Here is a 15952-nt window from a genome sequence, read left to right on the forward strand (position 1 = left end):
TCCTATAAACAGGGATTAATTCGCTGACACATTAATCTGTGGAATATAAGTATAGTGATTTTTGAAAATAATATAGATATATGACTTATAATAAAAAAATCACCTGTAAAGAGTGTTTTTTTATTATGAGTCATATATTGTTGGTGTGAAATTAGCGTGTATATAAGGGCGTACAAAGGTCTTTACAAATTTTAACAGTGGTATTAGAACAATGTTGGATTTGACGTTTTGCCGTAAAATTCCAACAGTGCTTTAATTAAAAATGCGGCTTTAATCACTTAGATACTCATTTATATAGTTGATTTCTTTGATTTTATAATTGTTAAATAAGTAATAAGTTCAAGTGATTGAATAGAATTTTATAGCTTAATGACTTAGATGAAACTAAAAGGTGTGCCTTTTATAAATCACAGTTATAAAAAGTAGGAAAATGAACGCTAAGGCAATACCGATGAAAAAATAGTAGGTCGTATGAATGTTAAATAAACCAATTGTTATTGACCCTAAAGTCATTCCGATATATCTAATGAAATTAAATATACCTAACGCGCCTCCCTTAGCACTAGGGAATGTTTGAGTTAATGTCGTTGAAACTAATGCTGGTTCAATACCAATCATTATTCCAATCATAAATAAAATTATAGCAACAAGATAGATGTTATATGTGTTTAATAGGGCAAATAGCAGCAGTAAAACTACCAAAGTTATATGAGTATATATATGTATCAATCTATTAGATAAATAAAATGACAATTTTTTGTATAATATACTTCCTAATATGATACTTATAGTTAATGGCAAAAATAAAAATCCAGTGACTGTCGTAGAAAGATTATAAATGATAGTAAATAAAATAGGCATATAAACAAGTATTGAAAAATAAGTGAAAAATACTAAGAAGCCAGAAATTATCATAATATTAAAAATTGACGACGAAAATAATGTTGAATAATTAATTTTATAAATTACTTGAGTTTTATTTTTATGTGTTGGAAATTTGCTGAATATTAAACTTATGAATGAAATTATAGAAATTAATGTCAATAGTACAAATATCCCTTTATATTGATAATAACCCCCTATTAGGCCTCCTAATATTGGGGAAATTGCAGGTGCACACGATAAAATGATTTGGTAATTTGCCATAACAGATGGGCGATTATGTTCACTGGAAATGTTTGCCAATAAAGTTATGGCAACTAAAGGGATTATGCCACAACCAATTGCTTGTATAAGACGAAATACCGCAAATACAATAAAATTATGAGTAATGCTACACATCAAGCTTGTAAGTAAGGTAATGCCTATACCAATGACCAAAAGTCGCTTGGGGTCTTGAAAGTCAACATATTTACCCAGTATGATTTGCATCACTGCAACTATGAATATAAATCCTCCAACGGTTGTATTAACCCAAATTAAAGGCACGTCGAATGTATTTTGAATCTCGGGAATCATGGGTGTATAAATATTTTGAGTAAGTGAGGCGAAAAATGCTAAGCAACCCAAGTATGATAATAAATAACGTGTTTTAATTGAAGTTCCAAGCATAACGTCACTCCTTTTAATCCTCTTTTAAACTTTCAGTTACTTTATTTAAAAACTTAATGATAGCTTCCAATTCTGCTTCATTAAAATCACTTAAAATTTGATTATATTTATTGGTTGCACGTTCATGTAATTCATCATGTACTTTTGAGAATGATTTTCCTGCTTCAGTAAGCCTATAAAATTTTTCTTTTTTATTCTCTTTAGTATGCATTTCGTATACTAATGCTTGTTTGAGTAGCTTTCGCATTGATTTTGAGATAGCAGGAGCTGAAATATTTAATAATTGAGATAATGTTTTATTATTAACATTTGCTTTTTTATCTATAATTTCAATAATGTGATATTGTGTTAACGATAAATCGATATCATCTTCCTTTTTTTTATAGATTCTTTTTTTATTATTATTTTCCTTTTCGATGATAAATGTTTCCAATGATTTAATCACTTCACGTTTCTTGTTCATTTATTTACGCTCCTTTTTTGTTAACCGGTTAACTATATTTAATTATAATATGCGCATTTTGTCAATATTTAATAGCTTATCAAGTACATGGATTTTTGGTTACACTGTATAGAATATCAATATGGGAGTGATTGGATGCTAATGACTAAGCGACTTATAATGGTAAAACCTGATTTAAAATATGCTGATGAACTTTTTGATATACATTCAGATCTAATCGCTACGCAATTCACACCGCTAACTAGACATCTAACAATTGAAGATACAAATCAAATGATACGGAATTGGATGAGATATTGGGATGAAAATCATTATGGGTATTTTATTTTTATAGATAGATGTAATGGAAAGGTCTTGGGTAGTGGAGGCGCTATGAAGAAAGCATATTTTGACGATACATTTTTAAATATTTATTATCGTATACGTCCTAGTTATACAGGGAAAGGCTTAGCTTATGAAGCTATGAATAAAGTAATTAACTGGTTAAAATCAAATATAAATGATAAGTCAAAATTTATCATAAGAACGGATAAAAACAATGTAGCTTCCATTAAATTAGCAAAAAAGTTAAACTTTCAATACAGGTCTACAAGAGATAATCATTCAAACTATGAGGATATATTTTATATTAAATAAAGCGCAACATTAGAAAATACTATTAGTGTGAGAAAAAATATTTGTTAGAAGGGGTTAAATGGAAATTAAAGTAGCCACAAGCATGGATGTAACATTGATTAATCATATTATGAAAAGTGCTTTTGCAGAGTATAAAACAAGTGAATTACCTTCGAGTGCACTTCAAGAATCGGAAGAAATGATTTTAAATGCTTTTAAACAAGGGGAAAAAGCACACATTGTTTACGATAAACAAGAGCCTGTAGCAATGGTTCGTTTTAAGCAAATAGATAATAATATACATTTTTCACGCTTATCTGTCATTCCTCACAGACAAGGTGAAGGGATTAGTAAAATGTTATTAGTATCATTGGAACTACATGCAAAAAAATATGGAATGACTAATATAGTGTGTAAGGTACGCACAAATGTACCAAGAAATATTAATATTTATCAATCAATGGGATATAAGCAGTGTGAGGAACAAGTGATATATAAGGAATATGGTCAACCATTGAAAGTTGTAACGATGTTAAAAGCGTTATAATATACACAATAAGAAAAAATACTTATTTTAATTACTTATTCATTGGCTATATTGATTTAATAATATGTGTGAAAGTCTTTCTATTTATCCCTTGGAAGAGATAAACAATGAAGCCTTTTAAATAATTAGGGAACAGTGGGGAAAATTATGGTGCCAAATAAAATTTATCAATTGGATGAAAATCTAGATTTCGAAAACCAAAAAAGAATTTTGATTGATACAGGTGATAATGAAAACTATATTCAAAAAGCAAGGACAAGCTCAGTAGTCTATGAAAAATATCTAGAATTATTGAAACAAGACTATATATTATTTTTTCACCAAAAAACGATTTCCAAGTTTTATAAAAGGACACATGTCAGTGACTTGTTTGAGAGAAAAGATTTAATTGAATCAGAAGGCGTATTCTATACCATAGATAACCCAGAAGGTAGGAAAATCAACCAGCAAGATACACCTAAACTACTTGTTCTTTTTACATGTATGCCTAACGCAAATGATTACGATAGTGCATTAATTCCTAAAAGAATGTTTCCTAAATTTTTTGATGGTATTGAGAGGCATTTAGTTAAGAATGTTTATGTCATGAGAATCATGGATTTAAATGCCTCACACGGTTCTCACTATATTAATACAGTTAACTATCAATCTTTCGAAGCGGATATATCAAAAGCTATTGAGAATGTAAGGCGGGAATTAAATGTTGAAAGTGAGAATGTAGTATTGTATGGGGCTTCAAAGGGTGGAACAGGTGCATTGTATTACAGTTCGAAATTAGATTATAAATGCTTAGCAGTTGACCCAATTATAAGTTTAAAAGAATACAATTTGAATGATGCGCATTTTTTAAAGACATTAAGAAAAGAAGATTTAAGTAATGATATTAATATGTTTTTGAAACAGGGTAGTACTAGACAAAAATATATGATTGTATCTGAAAATGTACCATTTAACTTTTCTGTGGCCAGCAAAATAATAGGAGATAAGATTGATCTGATTAATAAAAAAGATAAACATATCACAGCGCATCCTGAAGTTTCTCGTAATACAGTGCCAGAGCAACATATGCTACTTAACCTGTTGTTACAAGGACATAATATGTTATAACTGAAGCGTTAATATTGGCTTGAGAAGAAGTCTCAGCGTTTCTCATAAATATTTCAAATTGTATGTAAAATATCAACTTTTATTTCTGGATAACTATTAATATGATTTGAAAATATGAAGTTAAAGGTGCTAAATAGCATTTATAAGTAGCGGCTAAATCGTTTATAGTAGTTATTATTCACATAAAAAGGGTGATGAAGTCATGAAGTACTTGATAGCAATTTTAATCGTAATTTGCATAGCAAGCTTATTTACTTTAGTAAAATGGATGGATGACAGACTTTTTGTGAAAAGAGATAGTAAAAGTACAAAAGAGTTGAGAGATGATAAGCGATGGTTATTAATATCGTTGATTGGTGGGCTGATCGTTGGTACACTTTTCGTTATGATATATTATTTATAATTGATTTTGTTAGTATGAGCATAATCAATGGTTTGGATTTAATTGTGTAGCATTATACATTTTTATCCATATATTATAGTTAAAAGATGATTTGATAATTGTTACGTTTATAGGTGCTAACGTTACTAGATTTCGAACAATATTTCTTATGTACCTATTGGTTTACATGGACGATTACAAAACAAGAATTAGAAATGATGGATTAGGAGCGTATTTGATTATGCATAACTCCATATTATGGTCAAAAGGTTTTATATCTATTTATTTTGTTGCTGCATTGCTTCATTTTTCTTTTATTTAAATATACAACCTGAAGGGATTACGATATATTTCCAAACACTGATGTTAATCGGGTTAGGCATTGCATCATTAGTATATAACTACAATAGACAGGAAAATTAAATAATATTTATAAAAAGATCGGACCTTATAATAAACTAATGTTCGACCTTTTGCATATCATCGAATATTAAAGACGTATTTGTAACCCTAGAATCATGTGATAAGCAAAATATCCATAGCAAAGTCTTCATATTTATCTAACAGCTCAGAAACTTGGTAAATCTTTGCAATCGTAACAATGATGTTGATCGATACGAAGAAACGATATGTTACTGAACAAAGTGTAATATGTGTTGCATTTAAGGGAGCACTTGCGATTATGTTATGTATAAGATTTTGTTGAAAGTGTTTTCTGAAGTATAAAAGATAATGTATAATTAAAGTGTTAATTAAGGGAGGAACATCAATTGGGAAGTATATTATTGATAGGGTTATTAATACCAATCGTATATTTAATGCAACTTACAAAGCAACAACAGCAAATTACAATAAAGCGTGTAGGTTTCACAACATTGATATCAGTGGTTGGCGTGGTCGTTGCTGCGATATTATTTAGCATATGCACTGCTACTGAAACTTCATTTTGGATATATATGTTAAGTGCGATTATTGTTGGGGTTGTATGGGCGTTGATACTCAGCGGTTGTTACTATATTTATCAACTATTAACAAATCATATAGAGAAGTAATGTTTGACAAGCTAGAAGTATTTAAGTGTACTGAGGTCTTGAGAATGAGATAGGTTAGTGTTGTTCCTTTTTAAGGATAAAAACAAAAATGCGCTTAATTGACTCCTTGGTCATTAAGCGCTAAAATTTTAATTTATAAAATTGAAATAGCTATTGAAATTTTCTATTAACCAAAGGATACCTTGATATCCTAGATATATACATAAAACAATAATTCCAACATATATTAAAAATCTTAAGATTGATAAACCTACTCTAAATAATAAAATAACTAAGAGTGCAAGTAGGATTATAAACAATATACTCATAGTGTATTCACTCCCTTTAATGATATTGTACTATGAATATATATCAGATGCATCAGCCTATAGTAATGTTTTAAATACACCTAGAGACTGATGATATTTAGCGTGGTGCACTTTATAATATAATATGACGAAATAGGAGGGTGGTTCATGCGATTTATATTCGGAATTATTAAAAACATTATAGCTGTTATTGCAATTATAATGATTGTATTTTTTGCATTTAAATATGCCCCTTTTTTAAAGGATCAAGAATGGAATCCGATACACAACAATGAGCCATCTATGAATAATTCTGAACCTAAGGAACAATTAACAGGGGGACAGAGATATTCGGTTGAAGAAAATGATATTTTAAATAATGTACCACTTAGCCAAACTAAGAACGTTTTTAATTGGATCAACAAAAAAGAATTTATGTCAGTTTCTGGGATTGGAAGAATGGGTTATAATGATCAGTATTTAGCAGGGCAACGTGGCGACGAATTTATCATTTATAAGTTTGGATCAGATTCAATCAGAGTTTATAAAACTGAGATAGAGATGCAACAAGATTTAAATCAATTAGGACAGCACATTGAATTACAACCGCCTTCAAGTTACGAGTAATGCGTTTGAATTCTTTATTAAAATACGTTAGCCTAGAGAAGTAAAATAGTTAAAGGTTGGTGTATAAATATGAGTGAAAAGTCTAGCGAGAAAAAAGCGGATGAGCAAGCAAAAGCACAAAATTTATTTGCACGTTGGCGTAAAGAAGAAAAATTATACAAAGAAGATGAAAAAGAATCTAAAGATTCAGCTGACACAGATAAGTCTGAAGAAAAAGAAAAGTAATATAAATTTGGTCGCGTCTCTACTATTGAGTAGGGGCGTTTTTTTAGTTATTTCAATTGTTTATTTCATTAAAAATAATGCGAGGCATTGATTTTCAGTATAATCAAAAATTATGGAGAATGTATAGGAAAATAAAATGCAAAATGAGAAGCTTTGCAAAGTAGTAATTATAGTTGAACAATTGTATATAAATGTTTTGCTAAACTAATACTTTTTAATACACTATTCGTTATAGATATTGTTATAATAGTTATCAGATAACTCAAATTGCACCTTAAATACATTTTGGAAATTTGAAGTTACTTTTAAAAATGTTCATTTAAAATAAAAATGATCTTTTATTGAGTATTATTAGGGTTCGTGCTTTATTTCGGGCTATTAGTAATATAAAATGATAAGAGAACATAAAATAGTTGGTTAATAGAGGTGTTAAGGTTGTCAAAGTTTTTTAAAAACAACAAATTGATTGTTATTTTATGTGCAATCATAGTGTTTATAGCCTTAATTGGCGTGTCTTTACGTTCGCAAACACAATCACCGGTGGAACAATATGTTGGAGATTCTGTTGCTTTTGGACAAAGAGTGGTTAGTTATCCAGTACAATTTGTATCAGGTTCTATAGGCACACTCTTTTCAAAAGAAAGTTCTAAAGAGCAATCTAGTAAGGTTAAACAATTAGAAGTGGAAAATGAAAGGCTCAAAGCAGAGAATAAGAAGTACAAAAAAGAGTTGGATATTGAAGATATATCTAAATTCGAACCTATCTCTAGCACTGTCTTATCAAGGAATCCAGACCAATGGATGAACACTTTAGTTATTAACCAAGGATCTAAAGATGGTATCCAAAAAAACATGGCTGTGTTGACATCTGAAGGCTTAGTTGGCCGTATTTCAAAAGTGAACCAGTTCTCATCACAAGTGGATTTAATTTCCACAAACACACGTTCAAATCGCTTGTCTGTCAATATCCAACATAAAGGTAAAAATATTTTTGGTTTAATAGATCATTATGATACTAAAAATGATGAATTGGTGATTGCAGATATTAGCAACAAAGATAGTGTTAAAAAGGGCGATAAAGTTGTTACAAGTGGATTGGCTGATCAACTTCCTAGCAGTATATACATAGGTGAAGTATCTAAAGTTGAGAACGATCAGTATGGTTTATCTAAAGAAGTAAGAGTGAAAACAGCAGCCAACTTATCTGATTTAAATCACGTATATGTCGCTAAAAGAAATCCTGAAACAATACCAAATAACGAAAGCGGGGATAATTAATGCGCGCATTATACTACTTCCTTATTGGTATTGTATTGTTTTATATTGATACGGTGATTGGACTTGTTATACCAATGCAAATAGGAGATAAGGATATTATCTTTGTGCCACACTTAACGTTTATGTATATTTTAATTGTCTGTGTATATAGAAACTTTGGTGTCGCAATGGTTTTATCAGTAGTGTTGGGGTTAATTACAGATCTTTATTTTGGCAGCTTTTATGGATTGTACCTATTTGGTTATATTTTACTCGTTGTCATTATGGATTACTTCTTTAAAACGTTTTATAGAGATAAGACGATGCTTTTTATCATTATCTTAGTTAGTACAGTAGTTTTGGAAATTTATGTTGCAATGATCTATGCAATTTTAGGACTAATACAATTTGAATTCTTTAATTTTATTATTTTTAGATTAGTTCCTACATTGATACTCAATTTTATTTTGCTTATTATTATGTTTCCGGTTATTACGAAATTTTTGGAAAATGTACAAATGAAGATTGACAGTAAGAATGGCTAATGCTAAAATGCAGTAGTTGAGTAGTTTACTAGCTACATACAACCGCTCGGATTCAGGTTCAAGTACATCTATGTCACCTGTATTTGGCGTGACTTATATTATAGGAGGTGCAAAGTATGTTTGCTATTATTGAAACAGGTGGAAAACAAGTTAAAGTCGAAGAAGGTCAAGAAATCTTCGTAGAAAAATTAGAAGTTAATGAAGGAGATTCATTCACTTTTGATAAAGTATTATTTGTAGGTGGAGACGCAGTTAAAGTTGGTGCGCCAACAGTTGAAGGTGCTTCAGTTTCTGCTACCGTTCAAAAACACGGTCGTGGTAAAAAAATCACTGTATTCACGTATAAACGTCGTAAAGACTCAAAACGTAAAAAAGGTCATCGTCAACCTTATACTAAATTAACTATCGACAAAATCAACGCATAATTATGATTACTGTTGATATTACATTGAACGATGCCGGTCAAGTCACTGACGTTATTATGGATGGCCATGCTGACCATGGTGATTACGGACATGATATCGTTTGTGCTGGTGCATCTGCAGTTCTATTCGGTAGTGTTAATGCTATAATGGGATTAACAAGTGAAAAGCCAGATATCGATTATAATGATGACGGTGGTCACTTTCATATCAGAAGTGTAGACACTAGCAATGAAAAAGCGCAATTAATTCTTCAAGCTATGTTAGTATCATTACAAACAATTGAAGAAGAATATAAAGAAAATATCAGACTAAATTATAAGTGAGGTGCAACCTAATGTTAAAGTTAAACTTACAATTCTTCTCATCTAAAAAGGGAATAAGTTCTACAAAAAACGGACGTGACTCAGAATCAAAACGTTTAGGAGCTAAACGTGCTGATGGTCAATACGTTTCAGGTGGTTCTATTTTATACCGTCAACGTGGTACAAAAATCTATCCTGGTGAAAATGTAGGTCGTGGTGGCGACGATACATTATTCGCTAAAATCGACGGCGTTGTTAAATTCGAACGCAAAGGTCGCGACAAAAAACAAGTTTCTGTATACGCAGCAGCTGAGTAATTTTGTCAACGTTAACACCAGAAGTTATAACTTCTGGTGTTTATTTTTTGTCTTTATTTTCTAGTTATAAAGATAATGTTATAATATAAAAGATATGTTAAGAACAATTTTAGAAAAAGAGGTGAAATCATGTTTGTCGATCAAGTTAAAATATCACTTAAAGCAGGTGATGGCGGTAATGGTATCACAGCCTACCGCAGAGAAAAATATGTCCCATTCGGTGGTCCAGCTGGTGGTGATGGCGGTGACGGTGCATCAATTATATTTGAAGTTGATGAAGGTTTAAGAACTTTATTAGACTTTAGATACCAAACACATTTCAAAGCCAAAAGAGGCGATACTGGTCAAAGTAGTAATATGCATGGTAGAAATGCAGAAAATTTAATTTTAAAAGTACCCCCGGGCACTATCATTAAGAGCGTTGAAACTGAAGAAGTTTTAGCGGATTTAGTTGAAGATGGTCAACGTGCTGTTGTAGCTAAAGGTGGTCGAGGTGGTCGAGGTAACTCTCGTTTTGCATCTCCAAGAAACCCAGCACCAGACTTCAGTGAGAATGGTGAACCAGGTGAAGAAATAGATGTTACATTAGAGCTGAAATTATTAGCAGATGTAGGACTAGTTGGTTTCCCAAGTGTCGGAAAATCCACATTACTTTCTATCGTTTCTAAAGCAAAACCTAAAATCGGTGCATACCATTTTACAACTATTAAACCAAACTTAGGTGTTGTTTCTACTAAGGATCAACGCAGTTTTGTAATGGCAGACTTACCTGGACTTATCGAAGGTGCGTCTGACGGTGTGGGCTTAGGCCATCAATTTTTAAAACATGTTGAGCGTACTAAAGTCATTGTTCATATGATAGATATGAGTGGTTCAGAAGGACGTGATCCTTATGAAGACTACAAGATCATCAATGACGAACTTAAAGCGTATGAACATCGTTTAGAAGACAGACCACAAATTGTGGTTGCAAATAAGATGGACATGCCTAATTCAGAAGATAATTTGAAATTATTTAAGGAAGAATTGAATGATGACAGTATAAAAATCATTCCACTTTCTACATTTATGCATGACCATGTAGATGAACTTTTATATGCGATTGCGGACAAATTGGAAGAAGTAAAAGATATTGATTTCAGTAAAGATGAAGAGGAAGATTTAGGCATTAATAGAGTGTTGTATAAACATACACCAAGTCAAGATAACTTCACTATTACTAGAGACGATGATGCAGCATATGTTGTTAGCGGTAAAGCAATTGAAAGAATGTTTAAAATGACTGACTTCAATAGCGATCCTGCAGTACGCCGATTTGCACGTCAAATGCGTTCTATGGGCATTGATGAAGCGTTAAGAGCGCGTGGTTGTGAAAATGGCGATATCGTAAGAATACTTGGCGGAGAATTTGAATTTGTAGAATAGGAGTGCTGGAGATGGACAAAAAAGATTATAAAAAGTTTTACTTAATTAGAGAAGATGTACTGCCTGAATCTGTAGTGAAGACTCTAAAAATCAAAGACCTGTTAAAAAATGATCCTTCCTTGTCCATATTTGAAGCAGTTAAACAATTCGATTTATCTAGAAGTGCATTTTATAAATATCGTGATACTATATTTCCCATAGATGAGAAAATGGAAGAGACGCGCGAGTTTACATTGATATTGTACGTCAATGATATCGTAGGTATGTTAGCTGGCGTCTTAAATACATTATCTAATTTGAACTTATCTGTACTGACGATTCATCAAAGCATTCCAATGGAAGGTAGAGCAACAATTACACTTTCATTAGATGCTAAAGGGACAAATTTAGAAATTGATGATGTAATGGAAGCACTAAAAAAAGTTGAGCATGTTTCTAAAGTTGAATTAATTAGTATGACTATATAAGGAAGTGTAGACATGTACGCATATATCAAAGGCACATTAACAGAGTTGAATCCAACCCACGTCGTTGTTGAAGCATCAGGAGTTGGTTTTGAAATACAAACACCAAACTCATATCGTTTTCAAAAGTATATGGATAAAGAAGTAATTGTGCACACTTCTCTTATTGTAAGAGAAGACGCACAATTACTGTATGGATTTATCAACCAGGAAGAAAAAGATATGTTCCATAGTTTAATAAAAGTGACGGGGATTGGTCCAAAATCTGCATTAGCAATATTAGCAAGTAGTTCACCTAATGACGTTAAAATCGCCATCGAAAATGAAAATGATGCTTACTTGACTAAGTTTCCAGGTATCGGTAAAAAGACAGCGCGTCAAATTGTATTAGATCTTAAAGGAAAAGTACAAATTAACGATATGGATAGTAAACAAGCTTTAGAGTTAGGTTTGGATAGTACGAGTGCTGCGCCAATTATCAACGAAGCGTTACTTGCGCTTGAAGCATTAGGATACTCTAAACGCGAACTGAGTAAAGTTGAGAAGGCATTGAATAAAGATTCGTTTGATTCCGTGGATGATGCTGTCAAAAGAGGTTTGCAATTACTTATATCATAAAACTAAAATTCATATTTTTGAAAAGGGGGTTAGGCAATGGATGATAGAATGGTGGACCAGTCTGTACATGAGGATGAATCGTCATTTGAATTATCTTTGAGACCGACAAAGTTGCGTCAGTATATAGGACAATCTACGATTAAATCGAATTTAGAAGTGTTTATTAAAGCGGCTAAAATTCGACAAGAACCGTTAGATCATGTCTTGTTATTCGGCCCCCCTGGCTTAGGTAAGACAACGTTATCAAATATTATTGCAAATGAGATGGAAGTTAATATTAGAACAATTTCAGGGCCATCTGTAGAGCGCCCAGGTGATTTGGCAGCCATACTTTCTGGTTTGCAGCCGGGTGACGTTTTATTTATAGATGAAATTCATAGACTAAGTAGTGTTGTTGAAGAAGTATTATATTCGGCAATGGAAGACTTCTTTTTAGATATTGTGATTGGTAAAGGTGAAGAAGCGAGAAGTATTCGTATAGATTTGCCTCCTTTCACATTAATTGGAGCAACAACAAGAGCTGGGAGTTTAACTGCACCATTACGTGATAGATTTGGTGTTCACCTCAGATTAGAATACTATAAAGAACATGAATTGAAAGAAATTATTTTACGAACAACTGAAGTGCTCGGTACATCTATAGATGATGATAGTGCAATAGAATTAGCTAAACGTAGCCGAGGGACTCCGAGAGTTGCCAACCGTCTTCTAAAACGTGTGAGAGATTTTCAACAAGTTAAAGAAGATGATTTAATCCATATTGATACTACAAAGCAGTCTTTACAGTTACTCCAAGTAGATGATGAAGGCTTAGACTATATCGATCATAAGATGATGAATTGCATAATTAACCAATATAAAGGTGGACCAGTTGGCTTAGATACAATTGCAGTATCTATTGGTGAAGAACGTGTGACAATTGAAGATGTATATGAACCATTTTTAATTCAAAAAGGATTTATTGAACGTACACCAAGAGGACGTAAAGCGACTGCTTATGCATTTGAACATTTTAGCAAGAATGAAAAGAGGGAATAAGTTGGATATTGAAGCATTTGATTACCATTTGCCTGAAAGGTTAATTGCGCAAACACCTCTAAAAAATAGAGATGAGAGTAGATTGCTTGTTCTAGGCAGAAAATCAGGTAATATTGAACATAAACAATTTAAAAATGTAATTGATCACTTAGAAAGTGGTGACACTCTTGTACTAAATGATACAAGAGTTATGCCGGCCCGATTATTTGGTTTAAAAGAAGACACAGGTGCAAAAGTGGAAATGCTTATGCTTACTCAAATAGAGGGAAATGACTGGGAAGTATTATTAAAGCCAGCCAAGAGAATTAGAATCGGTAACAAGCTGTCGTTTGGAGAGGGCAAAATTGTTGCTGAATGTATTGAAGAGTTAGACCAAGGTGGTCGTATTATGCGATTACATTATGAAGGTATCTTGCAAGAGCGTTTAGATGAACTTGGAGAAATGCCTTTACCACCATATATTAAAGAACGTTTAGACGATCCTGATCGTTATCAAACAGTATATGCTAAAGCAACTGGATCTGCAGCTGCACCAACAGCAGGATTACATTTTACAGATGATTTGTTAAACCAAATTAAAGCTAAAGGTGTTCATATTGCTTTTATAACCTTGCATGTTGGTTTAGGTACCTTTAGGCCTGTAAGCGTTGATAATATTGATGACCATGAAATGCATAGTGAATACTATCAAATGGATGAAGATACAGCGAAATTATTAAATGAAACGAAAGCCAATGGGAAAAGAATCATCTCGGTTGGTACGACGTCAACTCGAACATTAGAAACCATTATGCAATCTAATGATCAATTTGTGGCTAAAAGCGGATGGACAGATATATTTATCTTCCCTGGATTTGAGTATAAAGCAATAGATGGTTTGATTACTAACTTCCATTTACCCAAATCGACATTAGTTATGCTAGTTTCAGCGTTTAGTACAAGAGATTTTATAATCAATGCATATCAACAAGCTGTAGAGGCTGAATATAGATTCTTTAGTTTTGGAGATGCAATGTTAATTATTTAGGGAATGAAAGGAGATTTTTTATGCCAGCCGTTACATATGAGCATATAAAAACCTGTAAGCAATCTGGAGCTAGATTAGGAATCGTGCATACACCACATGGTTCATTTGAAACACCAATGTTTATGCCTGTAGGTACCAAAGCAACAGTTAAAACAATGAGTCCTGAAGAATTACATCAAATGGAGTCTAAAATCATTTTAGGAAACACATATCATTTGTGGTTACAACCAGGAAATGATATTATCAAAAAGAGTGGGGGCTTACATCAGTTTATGAACTGGAATGGTCCTATACTGACTGACTCTGGTGGTTTCCAAGTATTTAGTTTAAGTAACCTGAGAAATATTACTGAAAAAGGCGTAGAGTTTCGTCATCATACCAATGGATCTAAATTATTCTTGAGTCCTGAGAAATCAATGCAAATTCAAAATGATTTAGGTTCGGATATTATGATGGCTTTTGACGAATGTCCACCAATGCCAGCTGAATACAAATATGTGAAAGATTCTATTGAGAGAACTACAAGATGGGCTGAAAGATGCCTTGAAGCACATAAGAGACCCGAGGATCAAGCTTTATTTGGCATTATCCAAGGTGGAGAATATAAAGACTTGCGTCAGCAAAGTGCTGAAGATTTAGTAGCTTTAGATTTTCCAGGATACGCAATTGGTGGCTTATCTGTTGGAGAACCCAAACCGGTAATGTACGATATGGTGCAACACACTGAACAATTTATGCCTAAGGATAAACCACGTTACTTAATGGGCGTTGGCTCACCTGATGCTTTAATCGAGTGTAGTATCCGTGGAATGGACATGTTTGATTGTGTATTACCAACACGTATTGCACGTAATGGTACATGTATGACATCACATGGCCGGTTAACTGTTAAAAATGCCAAATATGCGGATGATTTACGTCCGATTGATGATAATTGTGACTGCTATGCTTGTAAAAATTATAGTAGAGCTTACATAAGACATTTAATCAAAGCAGAAGAAACTTTTGGTATCCGTCTTACTACTTATCATAATTTACATTTTCTGCTTAAATTAATGGAAAATATCCGTCAAGCTATTCGTGAAGATCGTCTTCTTGATTTTAAAGAAGAATTTTTTGAGCAGTATGGACTTAATGTAGAGAACCCCAAAAACTTTTAAAAGGGAGAAATAAAATCATGCAATTTACTTCATTGATATTACCAATTTTATTATTAGTATTAATGTGGTTCTTCTTAATTAGACCACAACAGAAAAAGGCTAAAGAGCATCGTGAAATGATTAGTCAAGTAAGTTCAGGACAACATGTAACTACAATTGGTGGTATTAAAGGTACTGTTCGTAGTGTAGATGAAACTACAGTAGTATTAACTTTAAATAGCAATGGTACTGAAATCACTTTAGAAAAACCAGCTATTAAGCAAGTAGACCCATCATAAGTAAGTAAAGAACTGATGTTAAGCATTAGTTCTTTTTTTGTACCGAAATTTAAGTAGTTATTAACATATAATATTGACACTTTTACTTTAATCGTAAATAGGGTATATAGTGTTATACTTTAATGAGGGTATTGGTGAACGTACCAAGATTGTTTATATTATATAGTTAAAGTTTACGAAACATCTTCTTGAAATAAACCGCTTACACCGAAAAAGTTATATGCAAAACCATTGAGTTAG

The 15952-nt window shown here is 32.3% G+C and carries 22 protein-coding genes and 1 other annotated feature; of the genes, 19 read left to right on the plus strand and 3 right to left on the minus strand.

Annotated features, from left to right (window positions below; genetic code table 11):
• Window positions 1-384 precede the first annotated feature (384 nt).
• Together QMO72_RS06290 and QMO72_RS06295 are read right to left on the minus strand one after the other, a co-directional pair.
• The gene (locus QMO72_RS06290) at window positions 385-1551 is read right to left on the minus strand and encodes an MFS transporter (protein ID WP_103267608.1); all 1167 of its coding nucleotides are present in this window, start codon (window positions 1549-1551) and stop codon (window positions 385-387) included.
• Between the two features lie 13 nt (window positions 1552-1564).
• Window positions 1565-2014 (minus strand): MarR family winged helix-turn-helix transcriptional regulator, encoded by a 450-nt coding sequence (locus QMO72_RS06295; protein WP_103267609.1) that lies wholly within the window; start codon window positions 2012-2014, stop codon window positions 1565-1567.
• A gap of 141 nt (window positions 2015-2155) precedes the next feature.
• On the opposite strand from QMO72_RS06295, the gene QMO72_RS06300 reads away from it, so the two are divergent.
• The 5 genes from QMO72_RS06300 (at window position 2156) to QMO72_RS06320 (ending at window position 5717) form a co-directional block, all read left to right on the plus strand.
• On the plus strand, window positions 2156-2650 hold the full coding sequence (locus QMO72_RS06300) for a GNAT family N-acetyltransferase (RefSeq protein ID WP_158264630.1): 495 nt from the start codon (window positions 2156-2158) through the stop codon (window positions 2648-2650).
• 58 nt (window positions 2651-2708) lie between these two features.
• Complete coding sequence (locus tag QMO72_RS06305) at window positions 2709-3176, plus strand: GNAT family N-acetyltransferase (protein ID WP_103267611.1); 468 nt, start codon at window positions 2709-2711, stop codon at window positions 3174-3176.
• Between the two features lie 147 nt (window positions 3177-3323).
• Window positions 3324-4283, plus strand: a complete 960-nt coding sequence (locus QMO72_RS06310; RefSeq protein WP_103267612.1) for an accessory Sec system protein Asp2 — start codon at window positions 3324-3326, stop codon at window positions 4281-4283.
• A 202-nt stretch (window positions 4284-4485) separates the two neighbouring features.
• Window positions 4486-4686 (plus strand): hypothetical protein, encoded by a 201-nt coding sequence (locus QMO72_RS06315; protein ID WP_103267613.1) that lies wholly within the window; start codon window positions 4486-4488, stop codon window positions 4684-4686.
• 749 nt (window positions 4687-5435) lie between these two features.
• The gene (locus tag QMO72_RS06320) at window positions 5436-5717 is read left to right on the plus strand and encodes a hypothetical protein (RefSeq protein ID WP_103267614.1); all 282 of its coding nucleotides are present in this window, start codon (window positions 5436-5438) and stop codon (window positions 5715-5717) included.
• Between the two features lie 128 nt (window positions 5718-5845).
• On the opposite strand, the gene QMO72_RS06325 is transcribed toward QMO72_RS06320, so the two are convergent.
• Window positions 5846-6025 (minus strand): hypothetical protein, encoded by a 180-nt coding sequence (locus tag QMO72_RS06325; protein WP_103267615.1) that lies wholly within the window; start codon window positions 6023-6025, stop codon window positions 5846-5848.
• Window positions 6026-6172: 147 nt separating this feature from the next.
• Between QMO72_RS06325 and QMO72_RS06330 the strand changes: the two genes are divergently transcribed.
• The 14 genes from QMO72_RS06330 (at window position 6173) to yajC (ending at window position 15712) form a co-directional block, all read left to right on the plus strand.
• Window positions 6173-6631 carry a DUF4930 family protein gene (locus tag QMO72_RS06330; protein ID WP_103267616.1) on the plus strand — a complete coding sequence of 153 codons (459 nt, stop codon included), beginning with the start codon at window positions 6173-6175 and terminating at the stop codon, window positions 6629-6631.
• A 69-nt stretch (window positions 6632-6700) separates the two neighbouring features.
• Window positions 6701-6856 carry a hypothetical protein gene (locus tag QMO72_RS06335; protein WP_101117425.1) on the plus strand — a complete coding sequence of 52 codons (156 nt, stop codon included), beginning with the start codon at window positions 6701-6703 and terminating at the stop codon, window positions 6854-6856.
• Window positions 6857-7291: 435 nt separating this feature from the next.
• Window positions 7292-8134 (plus strand): rod shape-determining protein MreC, encoded by an 843-nt coding sequence (gene mreC / locus QMO72_RS06340; protein ID WP_069823885.1) that lies wholly within the window; start codon window positions 7292-7294, stop codon window positions 8132-8134.
• Complete coding sequence (mreD, locus tag QMO72_RS06345) at window positions 8134-8658, plus strand: rod shape-determining protein MreD (protein WP_103267617.1); 525 nt, start codon at window positions 8134-8136, stop codon at window positions 8656-8658. Before mreC ends, mreD begins: the two co-directional genes overlap by 1 nt.
• Window positions 8659-8688: 30 nt before the next feature.
• Window positions 8689-8762: a sequence feature (ribosomal protein L21 leader region), on the plus strand.
• 12 nt (window positions 8763-8774) lie between these two features.
• Entirely contained in the window at window positions 8775-9083 is a 309-nt protein-coding gene (gene rplU / locus QMO72_RS06350) for a 50S ribosomal protein L21 (RefSeq protein WP_046836637.1), read from the plus strand.
• A 2-nt stretch (window positions 9084-9085) separates the two neighbouring features.
• Window positions 9086-9406 (plus strand): ribosomal-processing cysteine protease Prp, encoded by a 321-nt coding sequence (locus QMO72_RS06355; RefSeq protein ID WP_046836636.1) that lies wholly within the window; start codon window positions 9086-9088, stop codon window positions 9404-9406.
• Window positions 9407-9417: 11 nt separating this feature from the next.
• Window positions 9418-9702 (plus strand): 50S ribosomal protein L27, encoded by a 285-nt coding sequence (gene rpmA / locus QMO72_RS06360; RefSeq protein WP_046836635.1) that lies wholly within the window; start codon window positions 9418-9420, stop codon window positions 9700-9702.
• Window positions 9703-9831: 129 nt separating this feature from the next.
• On the plus strand, window positions 9832-11127 hold the full coding sequence (gene obgE, locus QMO72_RS06365; RefSeq protein ID WP_046836634.1) for a GTPase ObgE: 1296 nt from the start codon (window positions 9832-9834) through the stop codon (window positions 11125-11127).
• Between the two features lie 11 nt (window positions 11128-11138).
• A complete protein-coding gene (locus tag QMO72_RS06370) occupies window positions 11139-11594 on the plus strand; it encodes an ACT domain-containing protein (RefSeq protein WP_046836633.1) in 456 nt (151 codons plus the stop codon).
• Between the two features lie 12 nt (window positions 11595-11606).
• Entirely contained in the window at window positions 11607-12209 is a 603-nt protein-coding gene (ruvA, locus tag QMO72_RS06375) for a Holliday junction branch migration protein RuvA (protein WP_103267618.1), read from the plus strand.
• A gap of 36 nt (window positions 12210-12245) precedes the next feature.
• The gene (gene ruvB, locus QMO72_RS06380) at window positions 12246-13247 is read left to right on the plus strand and encodes a Holliday junction branch migration DNA helicase RuvB (RefSeq protein WP_046836631.1); all 1002 of its coding nucleotides are present in this window, start codon (window positions 12246-12248) and stop codon (window positions 13245-13247) included.
• A 1-nt stretch (window position 13248) separates the two neighbouring features.
• Window positions 13249-14274, plus strand: a complete 1026-nt coding sequence (gene queA, locus QMO72_RS06385) for a tRNA preQ1(34) S-adenosylmethionine ribosyltransferase-isomerase QueA (protein WP_069823888.1) — start codon at window positions 13249-13251, stop codon at window positions 14272-14274.
• A 20-nt stretch (window positions 14275-14294) separates the two neighbouring features.
• Entirely contained in the window at window positions 14295-15434 is a 1140-nt protein-coding gene (gene tgt / locus QMO72_RS06390; protein WP_046836629.1) for a tRNA guanosine(34) transglycosylase Tgt, read from the plus strand.
• A 17-nt stretch (window positions 15435-15451) separates the two neighbouring features.
• A complete protein-coding gene (gene yajC, locus QMO72_RS06395; RefSeq protein WP_046836628.1) occupies window positions 15452-15712 on the plus strand; it encodes a preprotein translocase subunit YajC in 261 nt (86 codons plus the stop codon).
• The last annotated feature ends 240 nt before the right edge of the window (window positions 15713-15952 follow it).

It is taken from the genome of Staphylococcus casei, assembly GCF_030294405.1.
In the GTDB taxonomy this organism is placed as follows: Bacteria; Bacillota; Bacilli; order Staphylococcales; family Staphylococcaceae; genus Staphylococcus; species Staphylococcus succinus.

Bases quoted from the DNA above. Each gene is read 5' to 3' on its own strand.
- QMO72_RS06290 (WP_103267608.1), bottom strand. From the start codon at position 1,551: ATGCTTGGAACTTCAATTAAAACACGTTATTTATTATCATACTTGGGT.
- QMO72_RS06295 (WP_103267609.1), bottom strand. From the start codon at position 2,014: ATGAACAAGAAACGTGAAGTGATTAAATCATTGGAAACATTTATCATC.
- QMO72_RS06300 (WP_158264630.1), top strand. From the start codon at position 2,156: ATGACTAAGCGACTTATAATGGTAAAACCTGATTTAAAATATGCTGAT.
- QMO72_RS06305 (WP_103267611.1), top strand. From the start codon at position 2,709: ATGGAAATTAAAGTAGCCACAAGCATGGATGTAACATTGATTAATCAT.
- QMO72_RS06310 (WP_103267612.1), top strand. From the start codon at position 3,324: ATGGTGCCAAATAAAATTTATCAATTGGATGAAAATCTAGATTTCGAA.
- QMO72_RS06315 (WP_103267613.1), top strand. From the start codon at position 4,486: ATGAAGTACTTGATAGCAATTTTAATCGTAATTTGCATAGCAAGCTTA.
- QMO72_RS06325 (WP_103267615.1), bottom strand. From the start codon at position 6,025: ATGAGTATATTGTTTATAATCCTACTTGCACTCTTAGTTATTTTATTA.
- QMO72_RS06330 (WP_103267616.1), top strand. From the start codon at position 6,173: ATGCGATTTATATTCGGAATTATTAAAAACATTATAGCTGTTATTGCA.
- QMO72_RS06335 (WP_101117425.1), top strand. From the start codon at position 6,701: ATGAGTGAAAAGTCTAGCGAGAAAAAAGCGGATGAGCAAGCAAAAGCA.
- mreD (WP_103267617.1), top strand. From the start codon at position 8,134: ATGCGCGCATTATACTACTTCCTTATTGGTATTGTATTGTTTTATATT.
- rplU (WP_046836637.1), top strand. From the start codon at position 8,775: ATGTTTGCTATTATTGAAACAGGTGGAAAACAAGTTAAAGTCGAAGAA.
- QMO72_RS06355 (WP_046836636.1), top strand. From the start codon at position 9,086: ATGATTACTGTTGATATTACATTGAACGATGCCGGTCAAGTCACTGAC.
- rpmA (WP_046836635.1), top strand. From the start codon at position 9,418: ATGTTAAAGTTAAACTTACAATTCTTCTCATCTAAAAAGGGAATAAGT.
- obgE (WP_046836634.1), top strand. From the start codon at position 9,832: ATGTTTGTCGATCAAGTTAAAATATCACTTAAAGCAGGTGATGGCGGT.
- QMO72_RS06370 (WP_046836633.1), top strand. From the start codon at position 11,139: ATGGACAAAAAAGATTATAAAAAGTTTTACTTAATTAGAGAAGATGTA.
- ruvA (WP_103267618.1), top strand. From the start codon at position 11,607: ATGTACGCATATATCAAAGGCACATTAACAGAGTTGAATCCAACCCAC.
- ruvB (WP_046836631.1), top strand. From the start codon at position 12,246: ATGGATGATAGAATGGTGGACCAGTCTGTACATGAGGATGAATCGTCA.
- tgt (WP_046836629.1), top strand. From the start codon at position 14,295: ATGCCAGCCGTTACATATGAGCATATAAAAACCTGTAAGCAATCTGGA.
- yajC (WP_046836628.1), top strand. From the start codon at position 15,452: ATGCAATTTACTTCATTGATATTACCAATTTTATTATTAGTATTAATG.